Below are 19,620 nucleotides of genomic sequence, written 5' to 3'. Positions count from 1 at the left end.
GTCCGGCGATTGAGGACGAGGCCGTTCAGGCCGAAGCGGGGGTCTGGGGGCGGCAGCCCCCAGGTACGGGACGGGTAGGGGCGGCGGGGGCGAAACTCCCGGTCGGCAAAACGGCCCGGCACCGGTGAGTCCCCCAAGACTCCCCGGTGCCGGGCGCTCCCCCGCAACCCCCGTGTGCGGTGGCTGTGAACCGATCGCTAGTCGGTGGCGATCGCGTTCAGGACGTTCATCCGGCCCGCCCGGAACGCCGGGATCAGCGCGGCGAACAGCCCCACGAAGGCCGAGCCGAGGAAGACCGCAATCAGGGTCGACCAGGGGATTTCGAGGACCTTCAGGCCCTCCAGGGCGAGCAGCTGCTGGGCCGTCGCCCCCCAGCCCATGCCCAGGCCGAGCCCCAGCAGAGCACCGAACAGGGCGATCACCACGGACTCCATGCGGATCATCCGGCGCAGCTGCCTCCGCGACAGCCCGATCGCCCGCATCAGGCCGATCTCCCTGGTCCGCTCGACCACCGACAGCGCCAGAGTGTTCACGACACCGAGGATCGCGACGATGATCGCGAGGGCCAGCAGGCCGTAGATCATGTTCAGCAGCTGGCCGATCTGGTCCTTCAGGGCCTGCTTGTAGTCGGTCTGGTCGCGCACCTTGTACATCGGGTATTCGTGCAGCGAGGACTTCAGCGCCTTGTACGCGGCGTCCTGCTGCCCGTCCTTGGCGGTGGCGAAGACCAGCTGGTCCAGGGGCATCTTGTCGGCGGGGACGTACTTGGCGAGCGTGGCGATCGCCGTGTACTTCGAGCCCGAGTCGATGAGGCCGTCGCTGCTGGTGATCGCCCGGACCGTGAGATTCGCCGTCGCGCCGTTCTTGAAGGCCACCTTGATCTTCGAACCCAGGTGGATGCCGTGCGCCTTGGCGAACTTGTCGTGGACCGACATCGAGTCGGGCTTGTACGCGTCCTTGAGGTTGCCGGCGACGGTCTTCGTACGCAGGTCGGTCGCGTACGTCGGGTCGGCCGCCGTGATGTCCGTGTCCTTGAGCAGCTTGCCGTCGGGGGTGGTGTAGTCGGCCTTGGCCATCCTGTACTCGGTGACCCGCTCGAGACCCGGCGTCGACTTCACCGCCTCCACGGCCTGCGGGTTGATCAGCTGCCCCTTGTCGCTCCCGATGATGAAGTCCGTGCCGACGGTCTTGTCGAGCTGGTCCGTCGCCGAGGCGACCATGGACGAGCCGACGACCGACAGGCAGGCGACCAGGGCGAGCCCGATCATCAGGGCGGCGCCCGTGGCACCGGTACGGCGCGGGTTGCGCAGCGCGTTCCGCTCCGCCATCCGCCCGACGGGGCCGAACATCCGCAGCAGTACGGCGCCCAGGACGCGCACCACGCCGGCCGCGAGCAGCGGGCCGATGACGACGAACCCGATGAGCGAGAGCACGACACCGAGGCCCAGCCACGGCGTGCCGTCCTTCGCCTTGTCGACGTTCGCGGCCAGGTAGAGGCAGTAGCCGCCCGCACCGGTCAGCACCACGCCCACCAGGGCCCGTATCCGGCCCGCCTTGGCGTCGGCCGGGGTGCCCGCGTCGCGCAGCGCTGCCATTGGCGAGACCTTGCCGGCCCGGCGGGCGGGCAGGTAGGCGGCGAGGACGGTCACGACGACACCGAGGAGCAGGCCGACCACCGGGGTCGTCCATGCGACCGTCAGGTCGGCGGTCGACAGGTGCATCCCCATCGTGCCCATGATCTTCATGAGGCCGACGGCGAGGCCGACGCCGGCGCCGACTCCCAGCACCGACCCGAAGAACCCGAGCAGCAGCGCCTCGACCAGCACGGACCGGTTGACCTGCTTCCGGCTGGACCCGATGGCCCGCATCAGTCCGATCTCGCGGGTGCGCTGCGCGACCAGCATCGAGAAGGTGTTGATGATCAGGAAGATGCCGACGAGGAAGGCGATCCCGGCGAAGCCGAGCATCGCGTACTTCATGACGTTCATGACGCCTTCGACGCTCTTCTGGTTGGCTTTGGCGGTCTCCTTGGCGGTCTGCACCTTGTAGCCGGTGCCGAGCGCTGCGACCACGTTCTTCTTCAACTGCGGGTCGCTCACGCCGAAAGCGGCGGTGACGTTGACGTTCGTGTAGACACCGGTCTGTCCGACGAGCGTCTGCTGCGCCGTCCTGGTGTCCAGGTAGAAGATCGCCGCACCGGGGTTGGTGACCTGGAAGTCGGCGATGCCGGAGATCTTCGCCTTGTGCGTGCCGACCGCCGTGATCACACCGAGTTCGTCGCCGAGCCCCAGGTGGTGCTTGTCGGCGGTGTCGCGGTCCACCATCACCTGGTCCGGGCCCTTGGGCGCCGTACCGGAGGTGATCTTCATGGTGCGGGCGTCGTTGGGGTTCCAGTTGCCGACGATGGTCGGGGCGCCGCTGGACGGCGACAGGTCGTCCTTCTGGGCGTCGACGACGGTCGCCGAGGTGGAGAAGACGGTGCCCGCCGCCGACTTCACACCCTGCGCGGCGCGCACCTTGGTGACCACGGACGCCGGCATGACCGGCGGCTTGCCGTTGTCGGCGGTCGTCTCACCGGTGTCGGAGGCGCTCTTGGCGCTGACGGTCACGTCGGAGGACGTGGCCGCGAACAGCTTGTCGAAGGTGGTGTTCATGGTGTCGGTGAAGACCAGCGTCCCGCAGACGAAGGCCACCGACAGCAGCACGGCTGTCGCCGAGAGGGCCATGCGCCCCTTGTGCGCGAAGAAGTTGCGCATCGACGTCTTCAGCACGGTCATGACGTGCGCCCCCGGGCGTCGAAGTCCTTCATACGGTCGAGGACGGCGTCCGCGGTCGGCCTGTACATCTCGTCGACGATCCGGCCGTCGGCGAGATACAGCACTCGGTCCGCGTACGAGGCCGCCACCGGGTCGTGCGTGACCATCACGATGGTCTGGCCGAGCTCGTCGACCGACCTGCGCAGGAAGCCCAACACCTCGGCGCCGGCACGGGAGTCGAGGTTTCCGGTCGGCTCGTCACCGAAGATGATCTCGGGCCGCGCGGCGAGCGCACGGGCCACGGCGACCCGCTGCTGCTGACCGCCGGAGAGCTGGGTCGGCCGGTGCTTGAGCCGGTCGCTCAGCCCGACGGTGTCGACGACCCGCGCCAGCCACTGCTTGTCGGGCTTGCGCCCGGCGATGTCCATGGGCAGCGTGATGTTCTCGAGCGCGTTCAGCGTCGGCAGCAGGTTGAACGCCTGGAAGATGAACCCGATCCGGTCCCGGCGCAGCTTGGTGAGCTTCTTGTCCTTGAGCCCGGTGATCTCGGTCTCGTCGAGGTAGATCTGCCCCGAGGAGACGGTGTCGAGCCCGGCCAGGCAGTGCATGAGCGTGGACTTGCCGGACCCCGAGGGGCCCATGATCGCGGTGAACTGCCCGCGGGCGATGTCGACGTCCACATGATCGAGGGCGACGACACGGGTCTCGCCGGACCCGTACGCCTTCACGACCTGCCGCGCCCGCGCGGCAACGGCCGTACGCCCTCCAGTGCCCCCGTGCCTGGGAATGGTCACGGCCGAAGTCATGGTATGTCTCCTATATCGGTTGCGAAGGTGACGCACGAGTGCTGCGCCGGCCCGGTCCTGCCGGATGTGCTGTGCTGGTTACGCGGTTGAGTCTGGTCTGACGGAGGGGTCCGGCGCGCTGGTGCTCGGCACCCTCTTGTACTGGGGAAAACCCCACCCCCGCCGGTTCGGTCAACCACCCCTCACCGACGCCCCAGCGACGTAAAACCAGGTTAAGGACGCCCTGGGCCCCGCTCCTCCTCCGGTGGAACGAACCCTCCCCGGGCCGTAGTACGGAGGGACCCCTAGGGGCAGTCCACCGACGGGTGGAGACGATCTCGGGGTTGTGGTCCACCCTCCGGCGCAGTCAGCTTCCACCCTGCCGCAACGTGAGGGTCAAGTGGGAAGCTGTTCTGCGGCAGATAGATGCAAGGGGAATGCAACGGGAAGGAATCCTGTGGACCAGGGGGACACCGGGATACGGACGGCCGCGGCGGAGCACACGCAGGACATGCGCAGACGCGGCGCCGTGGTCGCCGCGCTGATGCTCGCCATGGCGCTCGCGGCCCTCGACTCCACGATCGTCTCGACGGCCGTCCCGCAGATCGTCGGCGACCTGGGCGGTTTCTCGGTCTTCTCCTGGCTGTTCTCCGGCTATCTGCTCGCCGTGACGGTGACGCTCCCGGTGTACGGCAAGCTGTCGGACACCTTCGGCCGCAAGCCGGTCCTGATAGCGGGCGCGTCGCTGTTCCTGGCCGGTTCACTGCTGTGTGCGGTGGCCTGGAACATGGGCGCGCTGATCGCTTTCCGCATCCTCCAGGGCCTGGGTGGCGGAGCCCTCCAGGGCACGGTGCAGACGCTCGCCGCCGACCTCTACCCGCTCAAGGACCGCCCGAAGATCCAGTCCAAGCTGTCCACGGTGTGGGCGGTGTCGGCGGTGGCCGGCCCGGGCGTGGGAGGCGTTCTGGCCGCATACGCCGACTGGCGGTGGATCTTCTTGGTCAACCTCCCCATCGGCGCGGTGGCGTTGTGGCTGATCGTCCGTCATCTGCACGAGCCGGAGCGGGAGGCGGCCGAGCGTCCCCGTATCGACTGGGCGGGCGCGCTGGCGGTGTTCGCGTGCGGGGGCGTGCTGCTGACGGCCCTGGTGCAGGGCGGGGTGGCCTGGCCCTGGTTGTCGGGACCGTCAACGGCCTTGTTCGGTACGGGACTTGCACTGGCCGGGGTGGTGGTCCTGGTCGAACGCCGGGCGGCCGAGCCGATCATCCCGGGCTGGGTGTGGCGGCGCCGTACGATCGCGGCGGTCAATCTCGCGCTGGGTGCGCTGGGGCTGCTGATGGTAGCGCCGAGCGTGTTCCTGCCGACGTATGCGCAGTCGGTGCTGGGCCTGGCCCCGGTGGCGGCCGGCTTCGTCCTGTCCGTCTGGACCCTGAGCTGGCCGGTCTCGGCGGCCCTGAGCCAGCACGTGTACCGGCGCATCGGCTTCCGCAACACCGCGATGCTCGGCATCGGGACGGCGGCGCTGATCCTGTTCGCGTTCCCTCTCCTGCCCTACCCGGGCCGGGCGTGGCAGCCGGCCCTGCTGATGCTGCTCCTGGGCGCGGCCCTGGGCCTGTTCCAGCTCCCGCTGATCGTGGGGGTGCAGTCGACGGTGGGGTGGGCGGAACGCGGCACGACCACGGCGTCGGTGCTGTTCTGCCGTCAGACCGGCCAGACGATCGGGGCGTCGGTGTTCGGCGCGGTGGCCAACGGGGTGCTCGCCGACCGGCTGGGCGGTGCGAGCGACCTGGACTCGGTGACGCGGGGCCTGGACGGCGGTGCGGTGCCGGAAGGCACCCGGCGGGCGATCGCGGACGCGGTGCACGCCGTGTATCTGGGCGCGGGGTGCGCCGCCGCCGCGGCCTTCCTGGTGCTGCTGTTCCTTGCCCCTCGCCGCTTCCCGGTGCTCAAGGACTGACGGTCCGGCAGCAGGGCACCCGCCGCACCCCCGGCCGTAAAAGTCTGAGTTAACGCGGGTAACACAGCAGGTCAGCGTAGTAAGCGCATACCGACCGGCCAGTTTGGTGAAAACCGCGCGCGACGGAAAACCGGCGAGTAGCGTGCGTGGCTCCGCACGCCCCCCAACCTCCCTGCGGTCCCCCGCACAGGACCCGAGCCACGCAAGGAGCACCGGGATGTCCTACGACCGGTCCCCGTCGTACCCGTACCACCAAGCACCGAAGAACACGTCCCTGCCGTACGAGGCCGGCTACCCGTGGATGCCGCCCGCCCCACCGCCCGAACCGGCCAGACGGCGCCGGCCTCCGGAGCCCTCTCTCGGCCACCACAGCGACCTGCGGATCCTGCGCAGTGCGCACCGCTGGCAGCGGCGCACCGCCACCCTCACCGCGCTCGGCTACTTCACGCTGTTCCTGATCCTGTCGGCGTTCGCACCGTCGTTCATGACGACCACCGTCACCGACGGACTGCCGACCGGCCTGCTGCTCGCCCTGCTCCAGATACCCGTCACCTGGCTGGCGATCGCGCTGTACGAGCACACGGCCCGCCGCTACGTCGACCCGATCGCGGACCGCATCCGCAAGCAGGCCGAGCTGGACGCCAAGCGGGAGGCCGCACGATGACCGGGTTCAGCGGAAACGCCCAGGCGATGTCCCTCGTCGCCTTCTCCACCGTCGCCGCGATCACGCTGCTGCTGTGCGTGATGACCGGCCCGGACGGCGACGACCTCGACGAGTTCTACACCGGCTACGGCTCCCTCTCCCCCATGCGCAACGGCCTCGCGATCGCCGGCGACTACATCTCCGCGGCGAGCGTGCTGGGCACGGGCGGCGTGATCGCCCTGTGCGGCTACGACGGGATCGCACTGGCCCTGAGCACCGCACTGTCGCTGATGCTGCTGATGTTCCTGCTGGCCGAACCCCTGCGCAACGCAGGCCGGTTCACCATGGGAGACGCGCTGACCCGCCGTATGCCGGGCCGCGGAGTACGTATCACCGCCTGCGTGGTGACCATCGCCGCACTGATGCCGCTGATGCTGGTCCAACTGGCAGGCACAGGGCAGCTGTTGGCGTTCATCCTCGGCTTCTCCGGCGACTCGCTGAAGACCGGCTGCATCATCGGGCTCGGCGCCCTGATGATCAGCTACGCGGCGATCGGCGGCATGAAGGGCACCGCCCTCATCCAGATCCTGAAGATCGTGATGCTGATCGGGTCTGGCACCGTGGTCGCCCTGCTGGTGCTGCAGCGCTTCGACTGGGATCCGGGAGCGCTGTTCAACGCCGCGGCCGCGCAGAGCGGGGTCGGTTCCGCCTTCCTGCACTCCGGCGTCGAGTTCGCGGGCAGCTCCAACCCCCGCCTGGACATGATCACTTCGGAACTCACCATCGTGGTCGGCGGCGCCTGTCTGCCGCACGTCACCATGCGCATGTACACCGCGCGCAGCGCCCGTCAGGTGAGGCGCTCGATGTCGTGGGCGGTGTCGTCGGTGGTGCTGTTCGTCCTCATCATGACGGTCGTCGGGTTCGGCGCGACGGCCCTGATCGGACGGGCGGTCATCGCGCAGGCCGACCCGCAGGGCAACACGGCCTATCTGCTCGGTTCACGGGCCGCCTTCGGTACGAACGTGTCGACATCGGAGACGTTCCTGTTCACCACGGTCACCACGGCGATCTTCCTGACCCTGCTCGCCTCGGTCGCCGGGATGATCCTCGCCTGCGCCAACTCCCTCGCCCACGACGTCTTCGCCACCCGTGTGCAGGAGATGTCGGAGCGCCGCGAGATGCTGCTGGCCCGCCTGTCGGCGCTCGCGGTGGGCGTCCCGGCGATCCTGCTGGCCACCCTGGTCCAGCACCGCAGTCTGCAACCCCTGGTGACCCTGTCGTTCTGCCTGGGTGCCTCCGCGATCGCCCCCGCCCTGGTCTACAGCCTCTTCTGGCGCCGCTACACCCGCATGGGCCTGCTGTGCACCCTGATCGGCGGCACGCTCGCGGTCCTGCTCGTCATGCCGGGCACCAACCTGGTCTCCGGCTCTCCCGTCTCCGCCTTCCCGGGCGCCGACTTCAACTGGTTCCCGTTCACGACGACCGGCCTGGTGACGATCCCCCTGGGCTTCGCCTTCGGCTGGCTCGGCACGGTGGCCTCCGGCCGCCGCGCCTCGGAGGAACAGCGACACCAGTACGAGGCCGTGGAGGGCTGGATCCTGGCGGGGGCGGTACGCAGAAGCGGCTGACGGCCCGCGGCACACACGCAGTGCCGGCGGTGGTCGGCGGGACGGAGGCGCGGCCTGTGCCGGGCGCCTCCGTCCCGCCCGTCACTCCCCCGAGGCCGAACCCGTCAACGCCGTGAGACTGCTGCGTACGTTGTCCATCTGCACCTGCATCTCGTCCGCGAGCTCGCTGTGCTGCTGCAGCACCTGCTCCGTCTCCCGGGCGATCTGCTCCTCCTTCAGCCGCGCCGCCGCGAGGATCTCCGCGGCGCGCGCGCTCGCCTCGTCCTGGCAGCGGTGGGCGTACTCCTCCGCGTCCATGAACTCCCGCCTCGCCTCGGCCAGCTCGGCCTCCGCCCGAGCCATCAGCCCGGCGTTCCGCCCGTCGATCGCCGCCGCGCGCTCGGCCTCGGCCCGCTCCACCTCGTCCCACCGCTCGGCGAACTCCTTGGCCTGCTCGGCGAGTTTCACGGTGGCGCGCTGCCGTGCCTCCCTGAGCACGCCCAGCACTTCGCCTCGGCCCTCCTTCAGCGCGCGCCGGGCGCCGATGCGGATCTCGTCGGCCTCGGCATGCGCCACGAGCAGCCGCTGACCGGCGTGTTCCTCGGCGTCGGCGCGTACGGACTCGGCGTGCGCCTCGGCGGCGCCGAGCACCTCGCTCGCGTACGCCTGCGCCGCCTCCAGCAGGCGTTGCGCCTCCTGCCGGGCGCGCTCCCGTACGGCCGCGGCCTCCTCCTGCACATGCTGGAAGAGGCTCCGGGCACCCTCGCCGAGCGCCTCGTACGTCTGCGGGGACAGCTTTGACACGGTCTCCTGCAGCAGCGCGGCCTCCGCCTCCATGTCCTTGGCGAGGACGGTGAGCCGGGCCGCCCTCTCCCAGGCGGCATCCCGGTCCAGGGAGAGCGCCTCGGCGAACACCTCGACCTGTTCGGGGCAGTAACCGCGCCCCCGTACGGCCCCGAAGCCATGGGGCGAGATCGGTGTGCTGCTCATCCTGGAACCCCTCTCCGCCGAACTCTCCGCCGTACGGGCGCGCAATGATGATTTCGCGCCATCTTGATATATCGGGCAGAAGTGTTCATAACGCGACACTCCGTATGCGTATCGCGATCGGCGTACGAACACAAAAGGGCCGGGCCGGTCAGAACGACCGGCTCGGCCCTTCAGCAACAGGGTCCGAAGCAGTTCAGGGTTTCTCAGCGGCAGCGCATCACAGCAACCCGTCCCACATCTGCTCCAGCAGCACCGACCACCAGCTCTCCGGCGAACCGAGCGCCGCCGGGTCGAGGGAGGCCAGCTGGGCCTGGAAGTCGACGGTCCAACGGCCCGCCTGCTCCTGGTTCAGTCCGAACCGCAAGCGCCACATCCGGCCCAGCAGCGCCAGACACCGCTGGAACTCCGGCAGCCCCGTGTTCACGAACTGCGGCGGTACGGGCGCACCACCGGGCCCCGCCTCCACCGGCACGGCCACGATGTTCGCGGTGCCGTACTGCACACACACCGCCCGGCCGAAGTCGCTGCCCATGACGAGATACGAGCCCGCGTCCGCGGCCGGCTGCACACCGCGCTCCTGCGCCAGCTCGGCGAGCGTCGGCACCGGCCGCCCCGGCTGGGCCTGCGCCCAGAAGAACGGACCCATGTCCGCCGGCAGCCCCGCGGCCACCAGCGAGTGCGCCACGACCGGCGGCACACCCTGCCGGGACACGGCAGCCTGCTCGAACCGGAACACACCCGGCCCGAACGCACCCGCCAGCTCCTGCCCCACCGCCTCCGGCGGAATCGGCGCGGCCGCCTGCACCGGAGGCAACGGCGCCCGCACCGGCGCAGGGCGGGCCGGCCCGTCCGCCACCTGGTGCAACTCGCCCTGGTGCGCCAGCAGTTGCTGCATGCCCTGCTGCCGGCTCGCGTGATCCGTCCCGTACGGCGCGATGGACGTGATCCGCGCCTGCGGCCACTGCTCCCGGATCATCCGCGCACAGTACGCACCCGGCAGCTCGCACGACTCCAGCTCCGTGTGCAGCTCCAGCACCTGGTCCGGCGGCACGTTCATACCGCGCAGCTCATGGAAGATCTGCCACTCCGGGTGCGGCATACCCGGCGCCGACCGCCGAATCAACTGCTGCTCGGACCCGTCCTGCGCCCGATACCGAAGCACGGCCTGATACCCGGGCCCCACCGTCGGCTGCCCCTGCTGCGGCGGGTAGCCGTACGAGGGCGACTGCGGGGCGCCGGGCACTCCGGGCGCCATACCGGGGGCAGGCGGCGGGGGCGCGCCGGGCCCGCCCACCGGAGGAGCACCGGGTGCGCCTACGGGGGGCCCGGCCAGCACGGTCTCCGCATGGTGCACGGCACCTCGACCACCGGGGGGGCCGCCTGGAGCGCCGGGGGCGCCGGGCATGCCGGGGGCTCCGGGTGCGCCGGGAGGCGGCGGGGTGCCGGGAGCGCCGGGAGACTGGGGCACGCCAGGACCACCCGGAGCGCCGGGAGCGCCGGGAGCGCCGGGAGCGCCGGGAGCGCCGGGAGCGCCGGGAGGCTGCGGGAAGGCAGGGGCACCGGGAGCACCCGGAGGCTGCGGGGTGCCCGGACCACCCGTACCGCCGGGAGCACCCGGAGGCTGCGGGAAGCCAGGAGCGCCAGGAGCACCGGGAGGCTGCGGGAAGCCAGGGGCACCGGGAGCACCCGGAGGCTGCGCAAAGCCAGGACCGCCAGGAGGCTGCGGGAAGCCAGAGCTGCCCGGAGCATCAGAAGGCTGAGGGCCACCCGGAGCACCCGGAGGCTGTGGCACGCCAGGACCGCCCGGAGCACCCGGGCCCACCGGAGGCTGCGGGCCGCCAGAACCACCCGCAGCACCGGAAGGCTGCGGGAAGCCAGCGCCACCAGGAGTCCCAGGGGCCTGCGGGACACCGGGCGCACCGGGCGCACCGGGAGCCGCAGGAGGCTGGGGCGGGGCACTCATGCCGGGAGCACCCGGGGCGAAGGGAGCGCCGGGCGCGCCTGGTGCACCCGGGGCGCCCGGAAACGCCTGCGCGCCGGGCGCACCCGGACCACCGGGGGCAACCGGAGGCTGCGGCACCCCCGCACCCGGACCACCGGGCGCGCCCGAAGGCTGCGGCGCACCGGGAACACCGGGCGGCCCCGGAGGCTGCGGTGCCCCCGGCCCCATCCGAGCGGGGTCGGCGAGCATCGTGGCGGCTTGGTGGACGTTGGCCGGAGGCGTGCCGCCGGGCACGTTCGGTGCGCCGGGCGGGTGGGGGACGCCCGGCGGAACCGGGGCACCCGGCGCGGCGCCCGGCGGAGGCGGCGGGCCTCCCGGAGCCCCCGGCCCCGCAGCACCCTCAGGCCCGTCCGGACCGAGCGCCGACACCAGCTGCGTAGGAACGTACCCGCCCGCACCGGACCCCGGCGGAGGCGGAGGCGCGCTCCCCGGCCGCGCACCCGGCACCCCCGGAGCGCTCGGCGGAGGCGGCGTGGACGAACCCCGGCGCGGCGACGGAGCCGCCTTGCTCGTCGCGGCGTCGGCGATGTCCCCGGCGTTCGGCGCGAGCGGCCGACCGGGGGCGCCCGGCGCCTGCGGATAGCCGTACGACGGAGGGGCCGGCGGCGGAGGCGGCGTTCCCTGCGCCGCCGCAGCCTGCGGATAGCCGTACCCCGGAGGCTGCGCGCCCGCGCCCTGCGGATACCCATAACCCGGAGGCGGCGCAGGCGTACCACCCGGAGCCCCCGGTTCATCGAGCGCCCGCTCCTCCGTCGTCCGCGGAAGCCCGCTGCCGCCCGCCATCAGCGCCGTCTCGGCGTCCGGCCGTGCTTCCTCACCCGCATCGTTCAGCGGCGGCGCGAACACGGTCGCAGGCAGCGGGACGGAAAGGTCCTCACCGCCCCCGTTGGTGTCCGTCCCGGCCCAAGGAGTCGCCCCGGCAGGCGAACCCGTCGCACCCGGCGCGTCACCCGCCCCGGCCTCCGGCCACCGAGCACCGTCACCCGACGAAGCAGCCGCACCACCCCGCCGATCCGCGATCCCCAACTTGTCCGCCGCCTCCTGCAACCACTCCGGCGGACTCAACAGGAACGACGTCTGATTCAGATCCACCCGCGCCGAAGCCGACGGCACCGGCTCCGCAGCCTCGTCCCGCCGGCCGTACTCCTCCTCGTACCGGCGAATCACCTCACCCACCGGCAACGACGGCCACAACGTCGCCTCACCGCTGTCCCGGGCGATCACCAGCCGCTGCAGACCCCCGTCCGAACGCGGCCCCTCCGCCCGGTCCTCGGCCCACACCACGAACCCGAGACCGAACTCCCGCACCCGCACCTCACGATGCTGATACGCCGGCACATCCCCGTTGATCCACTCCTCGGCGCGCTCCTGCGCCTGCGCGAAGGTCACCATCGCAACGCTCACTCCCCCACCGAAGAGACGGAAGCGACCGGAACGGAATGCGCGAACCCGCCGTCCACCATCAGATTCGCCACCGTCTCCAACTCCGGCGGATTGCCCGCAAGCCGCGCCAAGAACGCGTCGAAGTCCTCACCGCACGGCAGCAGCAACCGCTCCACCCGGTCCGCCGGCGCCCACGAAGGATCCACGTCCCGAGCGTCGTCATACGCACAGAACCACACCGAACCGGGCCGCTCGCCCTTCACCTTCACCGCCAGCAAGCCACCCTGCACAAACCCAACACCCAGGTAATCCTTGGTCAGATGGTCACGCAGACACTTGTTGACGTAGACCAGATCATTGACCGCCGCCTCGTCCCGCACCGTGAAGAACGGCTGGTCGATCAACAGCCCCAACTCGGCATCCAGCGCCGCACCCACCGGCGCACACCCACCCGCCGCCTTCAGGAACGAACGGTACGCACCCGGCAGCCGATACCCGAGGTCCTCCTCGACCCCCTGCACCTGCGACTCCGTCACCGCCACACCCGACTTCGGCAACCCGAAATGCGCAGGCCGCGTCTCCTGCAACGGCCGCGTCCCCCGCTTGTCCTGATCCACCGCCGCCGTCGCGATCCCACCGTGATGCCGCAGCAACGCCTTCACCTCGACCGGCACCAACTCCAGCCGCCGCGAACCCACCACGTGATGCCACGTCCAGCCATGCGGAGTCGCCACCGAAGGCACCGTGTCCCACAGTTCATGACCGGAGGCCGCAAGAGCCGCGTTCGCCGAGACGTAGTCCGTCAGCCGCAACTCATCGACACCGAAACCCTCCGGCGGCTCCGCGATCTCCGCAGCAGCACGCGCATAGACCGAGAAATCGGGGTAACCACGCTCGTCAACCCGTACCCCTCTCGGGTGACGTGCCGCCCGGACCGGATCCGGGAAATGCACGACCTGCCCGGCATAGGCCGCGTTCGGCGGCGCGGCTTGCTGCCCGAGCCGACCTGTCGTCATGGCGGTTGCCCCCTGCGGCGTTCGTTACGGACCGCGATGACCACCATCGGCCAACCCGCCCCGTATCTCCTGTACAGCCCTCTCCACACGTCGGCCGCGTGGATCGCGGTGCCGACAGCCTATGCGGTACGACCGCACCGGTCACCGGGCACCGGCCAGCCGCCCTCCGCTTCCGTGACCAGCCGTCACCCCGCCGTGACAGCCCGCCCAAACCCGGGCGTGTCGCACCGCCCCAGCTTCCGCACCAGCCACGACATTTGGCACTCTGTGACCTCCGGGGGAGGCACGGGAGGGGATGACGATCATGAACGCGACGCAGACGGGACCACACACGGCACCGCACACCGGGCCGTCCGGCGACCCCCGCATCGGCTGGAGCGCCACCGAAACCCCCCACGCACCCGCCCTCCTCCACCGCCGCGACGGCATACTCCCCACCATCGCCGCCGCCCTCTCCGTCCGCGGCGCCACCCTCACCGGCACCGCCGCCCGCGGCGACCAGCCCCCACCCCTGCACCCACTCGTCCAGGACTTCCTCGACACCCTCCCCAGCGCCGGGCGCGACCGCTTCACCGGCCGCTGCGCCGAAACCATCCTCATCTCCCGCCACATAGCCGCCGCCGACGCCGCCCGCAGCAAACGCGCCACCCGCAAACCCATGACCCACGGCGAAGCCCGCAAAGCCCTCAAACAGGCCAAACTCACCGCCCGCCGTATCCGCGAGGACGGCGACCCCCTCCACGGCACCTTCGCCACCCCCTGCCGCGCCTGCACCGCCCTCAGCGCCCACTACGGCGTCCGCATCGTCGACCCCGCAGCAGCAGACGGCTGACCCCCCACCACCCCAAGCAAGACGGCCCGCACCGAACTGTGAACTCAGCGAACTCGACGATCGAAGGGCAGATGCACCCCGACCGCACCTCGACCACGCGCTTCCCCGTACCCGTCGACGCCGCCCTCCGCGCCGCCGGCTGGCAACCCGGACGCTGGGACATAAAACAGGCCGAGATCTGGGCCGACGCCCTCCGCGACCACGCCTCACCCGCAGGCCACCGCCACGCCGTCTTCCCCGCCGCCGTAGAAGCCTGGGCGGAATTCGGCGGCCTCCACATCACACCCACCGGACCCGGCCGCCAAGTCGCCCCCGCAGCCCTCCACCTCGACCCCCTGCACGGCCTCCACATGGCCCGCACCCTCAGCGACCTCGGCCGCGCCCTCGACACCGAAGTCAGCCCCCTCGGCACCGAGACCGACACCCACTCCCTGCTCGCCGTCGACACCGAAGGCCGCATCTACGCCCTCGATCACACAGGCGACTGGTACCTCGGCCCCGACATCGACCAAGCCCTCGGCAGCCTCATCTCAGGCATCGAACCGGTACGACTGACAGCGGGCTGAACCACCCGCACACGGACAGCGACCACTACGCCGCCGGAATCACCGCCGACACCCGGAACCCCCCGGCATCCGTCGGCCCCGACACAAACACCCCACCCAGCGCGGCCACCCGCTCCTTCATCCCCACCAGCCCGTTCCCCCCGGAGGGCAACCGCGCCGACGACGCCGAAGCCATCTCCGGCGGCGGCTCGTTCTCCACCTGCATCGCGATCTCCGACACCCGATGCGCAAGCCGCACATGCGTCTTCGCACCCGCCGCATGCTTGTGGACGTTCGTCAACGCCTCCTGCACCACGCGATACGCGGTCTGCTCGACCTCAGCGGCATACGACCGCACATCCCCCTCGACGGACAGATCCACCACCATCCCCGCAGCCGCCGACTGCCCGACCAACTCCTCCAACTCCTCCAGACAGGGCCCCTCACCCTCATCGACGGCCCTCGAAGCCGCCACCGCAGCAGCCACCCCCACCGCCGCCAACGGAACCGACCGCTCGGCCCGCCGAACCCCGTCCCCACTCCGCAGCACCCCGAGCATCTCCCGCAACTCGGTCAACGCCTGCCGCCCCATATCCCCCACCAGCGCGGCATTCTTCACGGCCTTCTCGGGGTCCTTACGAGCAACGGCCTGCAACGCAGCGGCGTGAACGACCATGAGGCTCACCCGATGCGCGACAACGTCATGCATCTCCCGCGCAATCCGAGTCCGCTCCTCGTTCCGCGCCCACTCGGCCCGCTCCTCGGCCCGCTCCGCAAGCAACTGCAACTCACGCTCAAGACTGTCCGCCCGCTCCCGCAAGCTCTCCATCAGCCGCCGCCGAGCCCCGACGTAAAGCCCCAGAAGCAGAGGCGGCGCAGTCATCCCGATCGCGGTGGTGATCGCAGCGAACGGAACGAACCAGTCCCCCAGATCCCACGACCCCCGCGCCATGTCCTGCCGCACCCGCACGAACATCACGATCAACATGCCGACGAGCGACATCCCCGCCAGCGACCCGATGATCCGCCGCGGCAACTCGGAGGCGGCGAGCGTGTACAGCCCGACGACCCCCATCAGATAGCCCATCTGGGCCGGGGTAATGGCGATCGACACCAGCACCACAGCAATCGGCCACTGCCGCCTCACCAGCAGCGCCGAGCCGGCCAACACCCCGAAAACAACCCCCGCGGCCACCGGAATCCCCGCGTCCCGAGCAAACCGAACACCCTCGAACGCACACTCCACCGCGGACACAAAAGCCAAGCTCACGTCCAGTGCCGCACTGCGCCACCTGGCCCACCACCACGGCCCTCCCCGGGCCGCCGCGTGCACTTCCCCCGTCGTGGTCATGCCTCCAGCCTACGGGCGTCCGCGCCCCGTTTTCCGGCGAGTTTTCGCGATGGGTCTACACCACACTCCGTAACCGAACGTAAGCGAAACAGACCGATATCCCTCGAACTGCTGAATCGCACATTGTTCGCCGCCGGAACCCCGGATTCCGCCCGGACGGTATGCCCATGGCACATTCACATGGCAAATACGCCGACTTCGAGGGACTGCGGGAGCGGGCGGTCGCGCTGCGGCGGTCCGGCCTCAGCCGCCGCCAGATCCGCGACCGCCTGCACGTCGACAACAACGACATCCTCAACCGCCTCCTGGAGGGCGAGCCCCCTCCGGAATGGACGAAGCGCCCGAACGCGAAGGACGACCTGCGGGACAGGGCGCGGGAGCTCCGGCTCCAGGGCTGGACGTACGACCAGATCCAGGTGGAGCTGGGGTGCTCGAAGAGTTCGATCTCGTTGTGGGTACGGGATCTGCCAAGGCCGGAGCGGCGTGCCCCTGCGGAGCAGGCCAGGCTGGCAGGTCGAAAGAGATGGGAGCACGAGCTCGCCATGCGGGACGAGCAGCGCCAACAGACCAAGGCATCGGCAACCGCAGAGATTGGCCACCTATCCGACCGCGATCTATTCATTGCCGGCGTCGCCCTCTATTGGGCCGAGGGCGGCAAGGACAAGCCGTACGCCCGACGAGAAAACGTGATCTTCGTCAACAGCGACCCCGGGATGATCGAGGTCTTCCTTGCCTGGCTGAACCTACTCGGCGTCGAGCGTGAACGCCTGCGGTACTCCGTGATGATCCACGAGACCGCCGACGTGGCCGCCGCCGAACAGTATTGGGCCGAACTCGTCGGCGCCGACCGCTCCGCCTTCTACAAGACCACGCTGAAGAAACACAACCCGAAGACGGTACGGAAGAACACCGGCGACTCGTACCGCGGCTGCCTGGCCATCAGAGTCCTGAAGGGAGCCGACTTGTACCGTCGCATCGAAGGCTGGTGGTACGGCATAGTAGGGGCTGCACGCCGCACCGATCTAGAGAATCGGACATAGCGGACGAACCATCCCGGGTCGTCTAAAGGCAGGACAAATGGTTTTGGTCCATTGAATGAGGGTTCGATTCCTTCCCCGGGAGCATGACAAGTAGCGGGCCCTGACAGCACCGTCAGGGCCCGCTCCCATGTCCCCCAAGAAACGCCCCGGTATCCTGCGGTTGTCCCCACCCACTCCACAGCCGAAGGGCAACCCCGTGAGCGCCATTCGCCCGGCAGCCGTCGTCGTTCTCGCAGCGGGTGAGGGCACCCGTATGAAGTCGGCCACACCCAAGGTCCTGCACGAGCTCTGTGGTCGCAGCCTCGTGGGGCATGTGCTCGCCGCCGCCCGTGAGTTGGACCCCGAGAACCTCGTCGTCGTGGTCGGGCACGCCCGCGAGAAGGTCACCGCGCACCTCGCCGAGACCGACCCCGCCGTACGCACCACGGTGCAGGCGGAGCAGAACGGCACGGGGCATGCCGTACGCATCGCCCTGGACGAGCTCGGCGGCAGCGTCGACGGGACCGTGGTGGTCGTGTGCGGCGACACTCCGCTCCTCACCGGTGAGACGCTCCGGCAGCTCGCGGCGACGCACTCCGCCGACTCGAACGCCGTCACCGTGCTGACCGCCGAGGTCCCGGACGCGACCGGCTACGGCCGGATCATCCGCGACGACGCGACCGGTGCCGTGACCGAGATCGTCGAGCACAAGGACGCCACCGAGACGCAGCGCGTGATCCGTGAGATCAACTCCGGTGTCTTCGCGTTCGACGGTCTGCTGCTGGCGGATGCGCTCAAGAAGGTCCGTACGGACAACAGCCAGGGTGAGGAGTACCTGACGGACGTCCTCGGGATCCTCCGTGAGGCCGGTCATCGCGTGGGGGCCTCCGTTGCCGCCGATCACCGCGAGATCGCCGGGATCAACAACCGTGTGCAGCTGAGCGAGGCCCGTCGCATTCTCAACGACCGGCTGCTGACCAGCGCCATGCTCGCCGGCGTCACGGTGATCGACCCGGCGACGACCTGGGTCGACGTCACCGTCACGTTCGAGCAGGACGCCGTCGTCCACCCGGGCACTCAGCTGCACGGCTCCACGCACCTCGGCGAGGGTGCGGAGGTCGGGCCCAACACCCGTCTCACCGACACTCAGGTGGACGCCGGGGCGCGTGTCGACAACACGGTGGCCGACAGTGCTCATATCGGGCCGCAGGCGAAGGTGGGCCCGTTCGCCTATCTCCGTCCGGGGACGCGGTTGGGCGCGAAGGGCAAGATCGGTACCTACGTCGAGACGAAGAACGCCTCCATCGGCGAGGGGACCAAGATCCCCCACCTCTCCTACGTCGGTGACGCGACGATCGGCGACTACACCAACATCGGTGCCGCGAGTGTGTTCGTGAACTACGACGGCCAGGAGAAGCACCACTCGACCGTCGGGTCGCATTGCCGGACGGGTGCGGACAATATGTTTGTGGCTCCTGTCACTGTCGGGGACGGCTCGTACACCGCTGCGGGGTCCGTGATCACGAAGGATGTGCCGCCCGGTTCGCTGGCTGTGGCCCGTGGTCAGCAGCGGAATATCGAGGGTTGGGTGGTTCGCAAGCGTCCGGGGAGCGCGGCGGCGCAGGCGGCTGAGGCGGCGTCTCGGCAGGTCGAGAGCGAAGACTGACCGGAAACGGGTGCGCCGGACACGGCGTACCGTGATAAGTGCACACCCAGTTGAGACACCTCTGAGGAGACAGCTGTGACCGGGATCAAGACGACCGGCGAGAAGAAGATGATGTTCTTCTCCGGCCGCGCCCACCCCGAGCTTGCCGAGGAGGTCGCCCAGCAGCTGGGGGTCGGCGTCGTCCCGACGAAGGCATTCGACTTCGCGAACGGTGAGATCTACGTCCGCTATCAGGAGTCGGCGCGTGGCGCGGACTGCTTTGTGATCCAGAGCCACACGGCTCCGATCAACCAGTGGATCATGGAGCAGTTGATCATGATCGATGCGCTGAAGCGGGCTTCGGCGCGGTCCATCACTGTCATCGTGCCGTTCTACGGTTATGCGCGGCAGGACAAGAAGCACCGTGGTCGTGAGCCGATCTCGGCGCGGCTGGTGGCTGATCTGATGAAGACGGCGGGTGCGGACCGCCTTCTGACCGTGGATCTGCACACGGACCAGATTCAGGGGTTCTTCGACGGGCCCGTCGATCATCTCTTCGCTCTTCCGCTGCTTGCGGACTATGTAGGCGAGAAGGTGGACCGGAACAAGCTGACGGTGGTCTCGCCCGACGCGGGGCGTGTGCGGGTGGCGGACCGCTGGTGCGACCGGCTGGGTGCTCCGCTGGCGATCGTGCACAAGCGTCGTGACAAGGACGTGGCGAACCAGGTGACCGTCCATGAGGTCGTGGGTGAGGTCAAGGGTCGGGTGTGTGTCCTGGTCGACGACATGATCGACACGGGTGGCACCATCTGTGCGGCGGCCGACGCGCTGTTCGCGCATGGCGCTGAGGATGTCATCGTGACGGCCACGCATGGTGTGCTGTCCGGTCCTGCCGCGGATCGTCTGAAGAACTCCCGGGTGAGTGAGTTCGTGTTCACGAACACGCTGCCGACGCCGGCTGAGCTGGGCCGGGATCTGGACAAGATCACGGTGTTGTCGATTGCGCCGACGATTGCGAGTGCGGTGCGTGAGGTGTTCGAGGATGGTTCGGTGACGAGCCTGTTCGACGAGCAGTAAGGGTTCTGCGTC

At 69.9% G+C, this 19,620-nt stretch carries 14 protein-coding genes and 1 tRNA gene; 9 read left to right on the top strand and 6 right to left on the bottom strand.

The annotated features are described in order from the left end of the window. Positions 1 to 197: 197 nt before the first annotated feature. Both ACWDAG_RS40145 and ACWDAG_RS40140 read right to left on the bottom strand, forming a co-directional pair. The gene (locus ACWDAG_RS40145; protein ID WP_450700497.1) at positions 198 to 2,777 is read right to left on the bottom strand and encodes an ABC transporter permease; all 2,580 of its coding nucleotides are present in this window, start codon (positions 2,775 to 2,777) and stop codon (positions 198 to 200) included. Then, positions 2,774 to 3,562, bottom strand: coding sequence for an ABC transporter ATP-binding protein (locus ACWDAG_RS40140; RefSeq protein ID WP_450700496.1), 789 nt, complete (start codon positions 3,560 to 3,562; stop codon positions 2,774 to 2,776). Before ACWDAG_RS40140 ends, ACWDAG_RS40145 begins: the two co-directional genes overlap by 4 nt. 490 nt (positions 3,563 to 4,052) lie before the next feature. On the opposite strand from ACWDAG_RS40140, the gene ACWDAG_RS40135 reads away from it, so the two are divergent. The 3 genes from ACWDAG_RS40135 to ACWDAG_RS40125 all read left to right on the top strand — a co-directional run bounded on the left by ACWDAG_RS40135 (position 4,053) and on the right by ACWDAG_RS40125 (position 7,769). Next, positions 4,053 to 5,498, top strand: coding sequence for an MFS transporter (locus tag ACWDAG_RS40135; RefSeq protein ID WP_450700501.1), 1,446 nt, complete (start codon positions 4,053 to 4,055; stop codon positions 5,496 to 5,498). A 217-nt stretch (positions 5,499 to 5,715) separates the two neighbouring features. Continuing rightward, positions 5,716 to 6,162, top strand: a complete 447-nt coding sequence (locus tag ACWDAG_RS40130) for a DUF485 domain-containing protein (protein ID WP_450700495.1) — start codon at positions 5,716 to 5,718, stop codon at positions 6,160 to 6,162. After that, positions 6,159 to 7,769 (top strand): sodium/solute symporter, encoded by a 1,611-nt coding sequence (locus ACWDAG_RS40125; protein WP_450700494.1) that lies wholly within the window; start codon positions 6,159 to 6,161, stop codon positions 7,767 to 7,769. The genes ACWDAG_RS40130 and ACWDAG_RS40125 overlap by 4 nt, the downstream gene beginning before the upstream one ends. Before the next feature lie 81 nt (positions 7,770 to 7,850). Here the strand turns inward: ACWDAG_RS40125 and ACWDAG_RS40120 are convergent, their stop codons facing one another. The 3 genes from ACWDAG_RS40120 to ACWDAG_RS40110 form a co-directional block, all read right to left on the bottom strand. Next, positions 7,851 to 8,738, bottom strand: coding sequence for a cellulose-binding protein (locus ACWDAG_RS40120; RefSeq protein ID WP_450700493.1), 888 nt, complete (start codon positions 8,736 to 8,738; stop codon positions 7,851 to 7,853). 217 nt (positions 8,739 to 8,955) lie between these two features. Then, complete coding sequence (locus tag ACWDAG_RS40115) at positions 8,956 to 12,132, bottom strand: SUKH-4 family immunity protein (RefSeq protein ID WP_450700500.1); 3,177 nt, start codon at positions 12,130 to 12,132, stop codon at positions 8,956 to 8,958. 8 nt (positions 12,133 to 12,140) lie between these two features. Then, positions 12,141 to 13,139 carry an SMI1/KNR4 family protein gene (locus ACWDAG_RS40110; RefSeq protein ID WP_450700492.1) on the bottom strand — a complete coding sequence of 333 codons (999 nt, stop codon included), beginning with the start codon at positions 13,137 to 13,139 and terminating at the stop codon, positions 12,141 to 12,143. Positions 13,140 to 13,434: 295 nt separating this feature from the next. On the opposite strand from ACWDAG_RS40110, the gene ACWDAG_RS40105 reads away from it, so the two are divergent. Both ACWDAG_RS40105 and ACWDAG_RS40100 read left to right on the top strand, forming a co-directional pair. Then, positions 13,435 to 13,971: a YwqJ-related putative deaminase gene (locus tag ACWDAG_RS40105; RefSeq protein WP_450700491.1), complete on the top strand. Its 537-nt coding sequence runs from the start codon at positions 13,435 to 13,437 to the stop codon at positions 13,969 to 13,971. Positions 13,972 to 14,042: 71 nt separating this feature from the next. Further along, positions 14,043 to 14,537 carry an SUKH-3 domain-containing protein gene (locus ACWDAG_RS40100; protein WP_450700499.1) on the top strand — a complete coding sequence of 165 codons (495 nt, stop codon included), beginning with the start codon at positions 14,043 to 14,045 and terminating at the stop codon, positions 14,535 to 14,537. 25 nt (positions 14,538 to 14,562) lie between these two features. On the opposite strand, the gene ACWDAG_RS40095 is transcribed toward ACWDAG_RS40100, so the two are convergent. Beyond that, the gene (locus tag ACWDAG_RS40095; RefSeq protein WP_450700490.1) at positions 14,563 to 15,867 is read right to left on the bottom strand and encodes a sensor histidine kinase; all 1,305 of its coding nucleotides are present in this window, start codon (positions 15,865 to 15,867) and stop codon (positions 14,563 to 14,565) included. A gap of 167 nt (positions 15,868 to 16,034) precedes the next feature. On the opposite strand from ACWDAG_RS40095, the gene ACWDAG_RS40090 reads away from it, so the two are divergent. From ACWDAG_RS40090 to ACWDAG_RS40075, 4 genes are all read left to right on the top strand, one after another. Then, complete coding sequence (locus ACWDAG_RS40090; RefSeq protein ID WP_450700489.1) at positions 16,035 to 16,907, top strand: hypothetical protein; 873 nt, start codon at positions 16,035 to 16,037, stop codon at positions 16,905 to 16,907. Between the two features lie 11 nt (positions 16,908 to 16,918). Then, positions 16,919 to 16,989: transfer RNA gene (locus tag ACWDAG_RS40085), tRNA-Gln, on the top strand. Positions 16,990 to 17,103: 114 nt separating this feature from the next. After that, a complete protein-coding gene (gene glmU, locus ACWDAG_RS40080) occupies positions 17,104 to 18,552 on the top strand; it encodes a bifunctional UDP-N-acetylglucosamine diphosphorylase/glucosamine-1-phosphate N-acetyltransferase GlmU (RefSeq protein WP_450700488.1) in 1,449 nt (482 codons plus the stop codon). 75 nt (positions 18,553 to 18,627) lie between these two features. Then, positions 18,628 to 19,608, top strand: a complete 981-nt coding sequence (locus tag ACWDAG_RS40075) for a ribose-phosphate diphosphokinase (protein ID WP_099929380.1) — start codon at positions 18,628 to 18,630, stop codon at positions 19,606 to 19,608. The last annotated feature ends 12 nt before the right edge of the window (positions 19,609 to 19,620 follow it).

The organism is Streptomyces sp. NPDC001157 (assembly GCF_053598255.1).
This window is presented reverse-complemented; position numbering and strand designations above follow the sequence as displayed.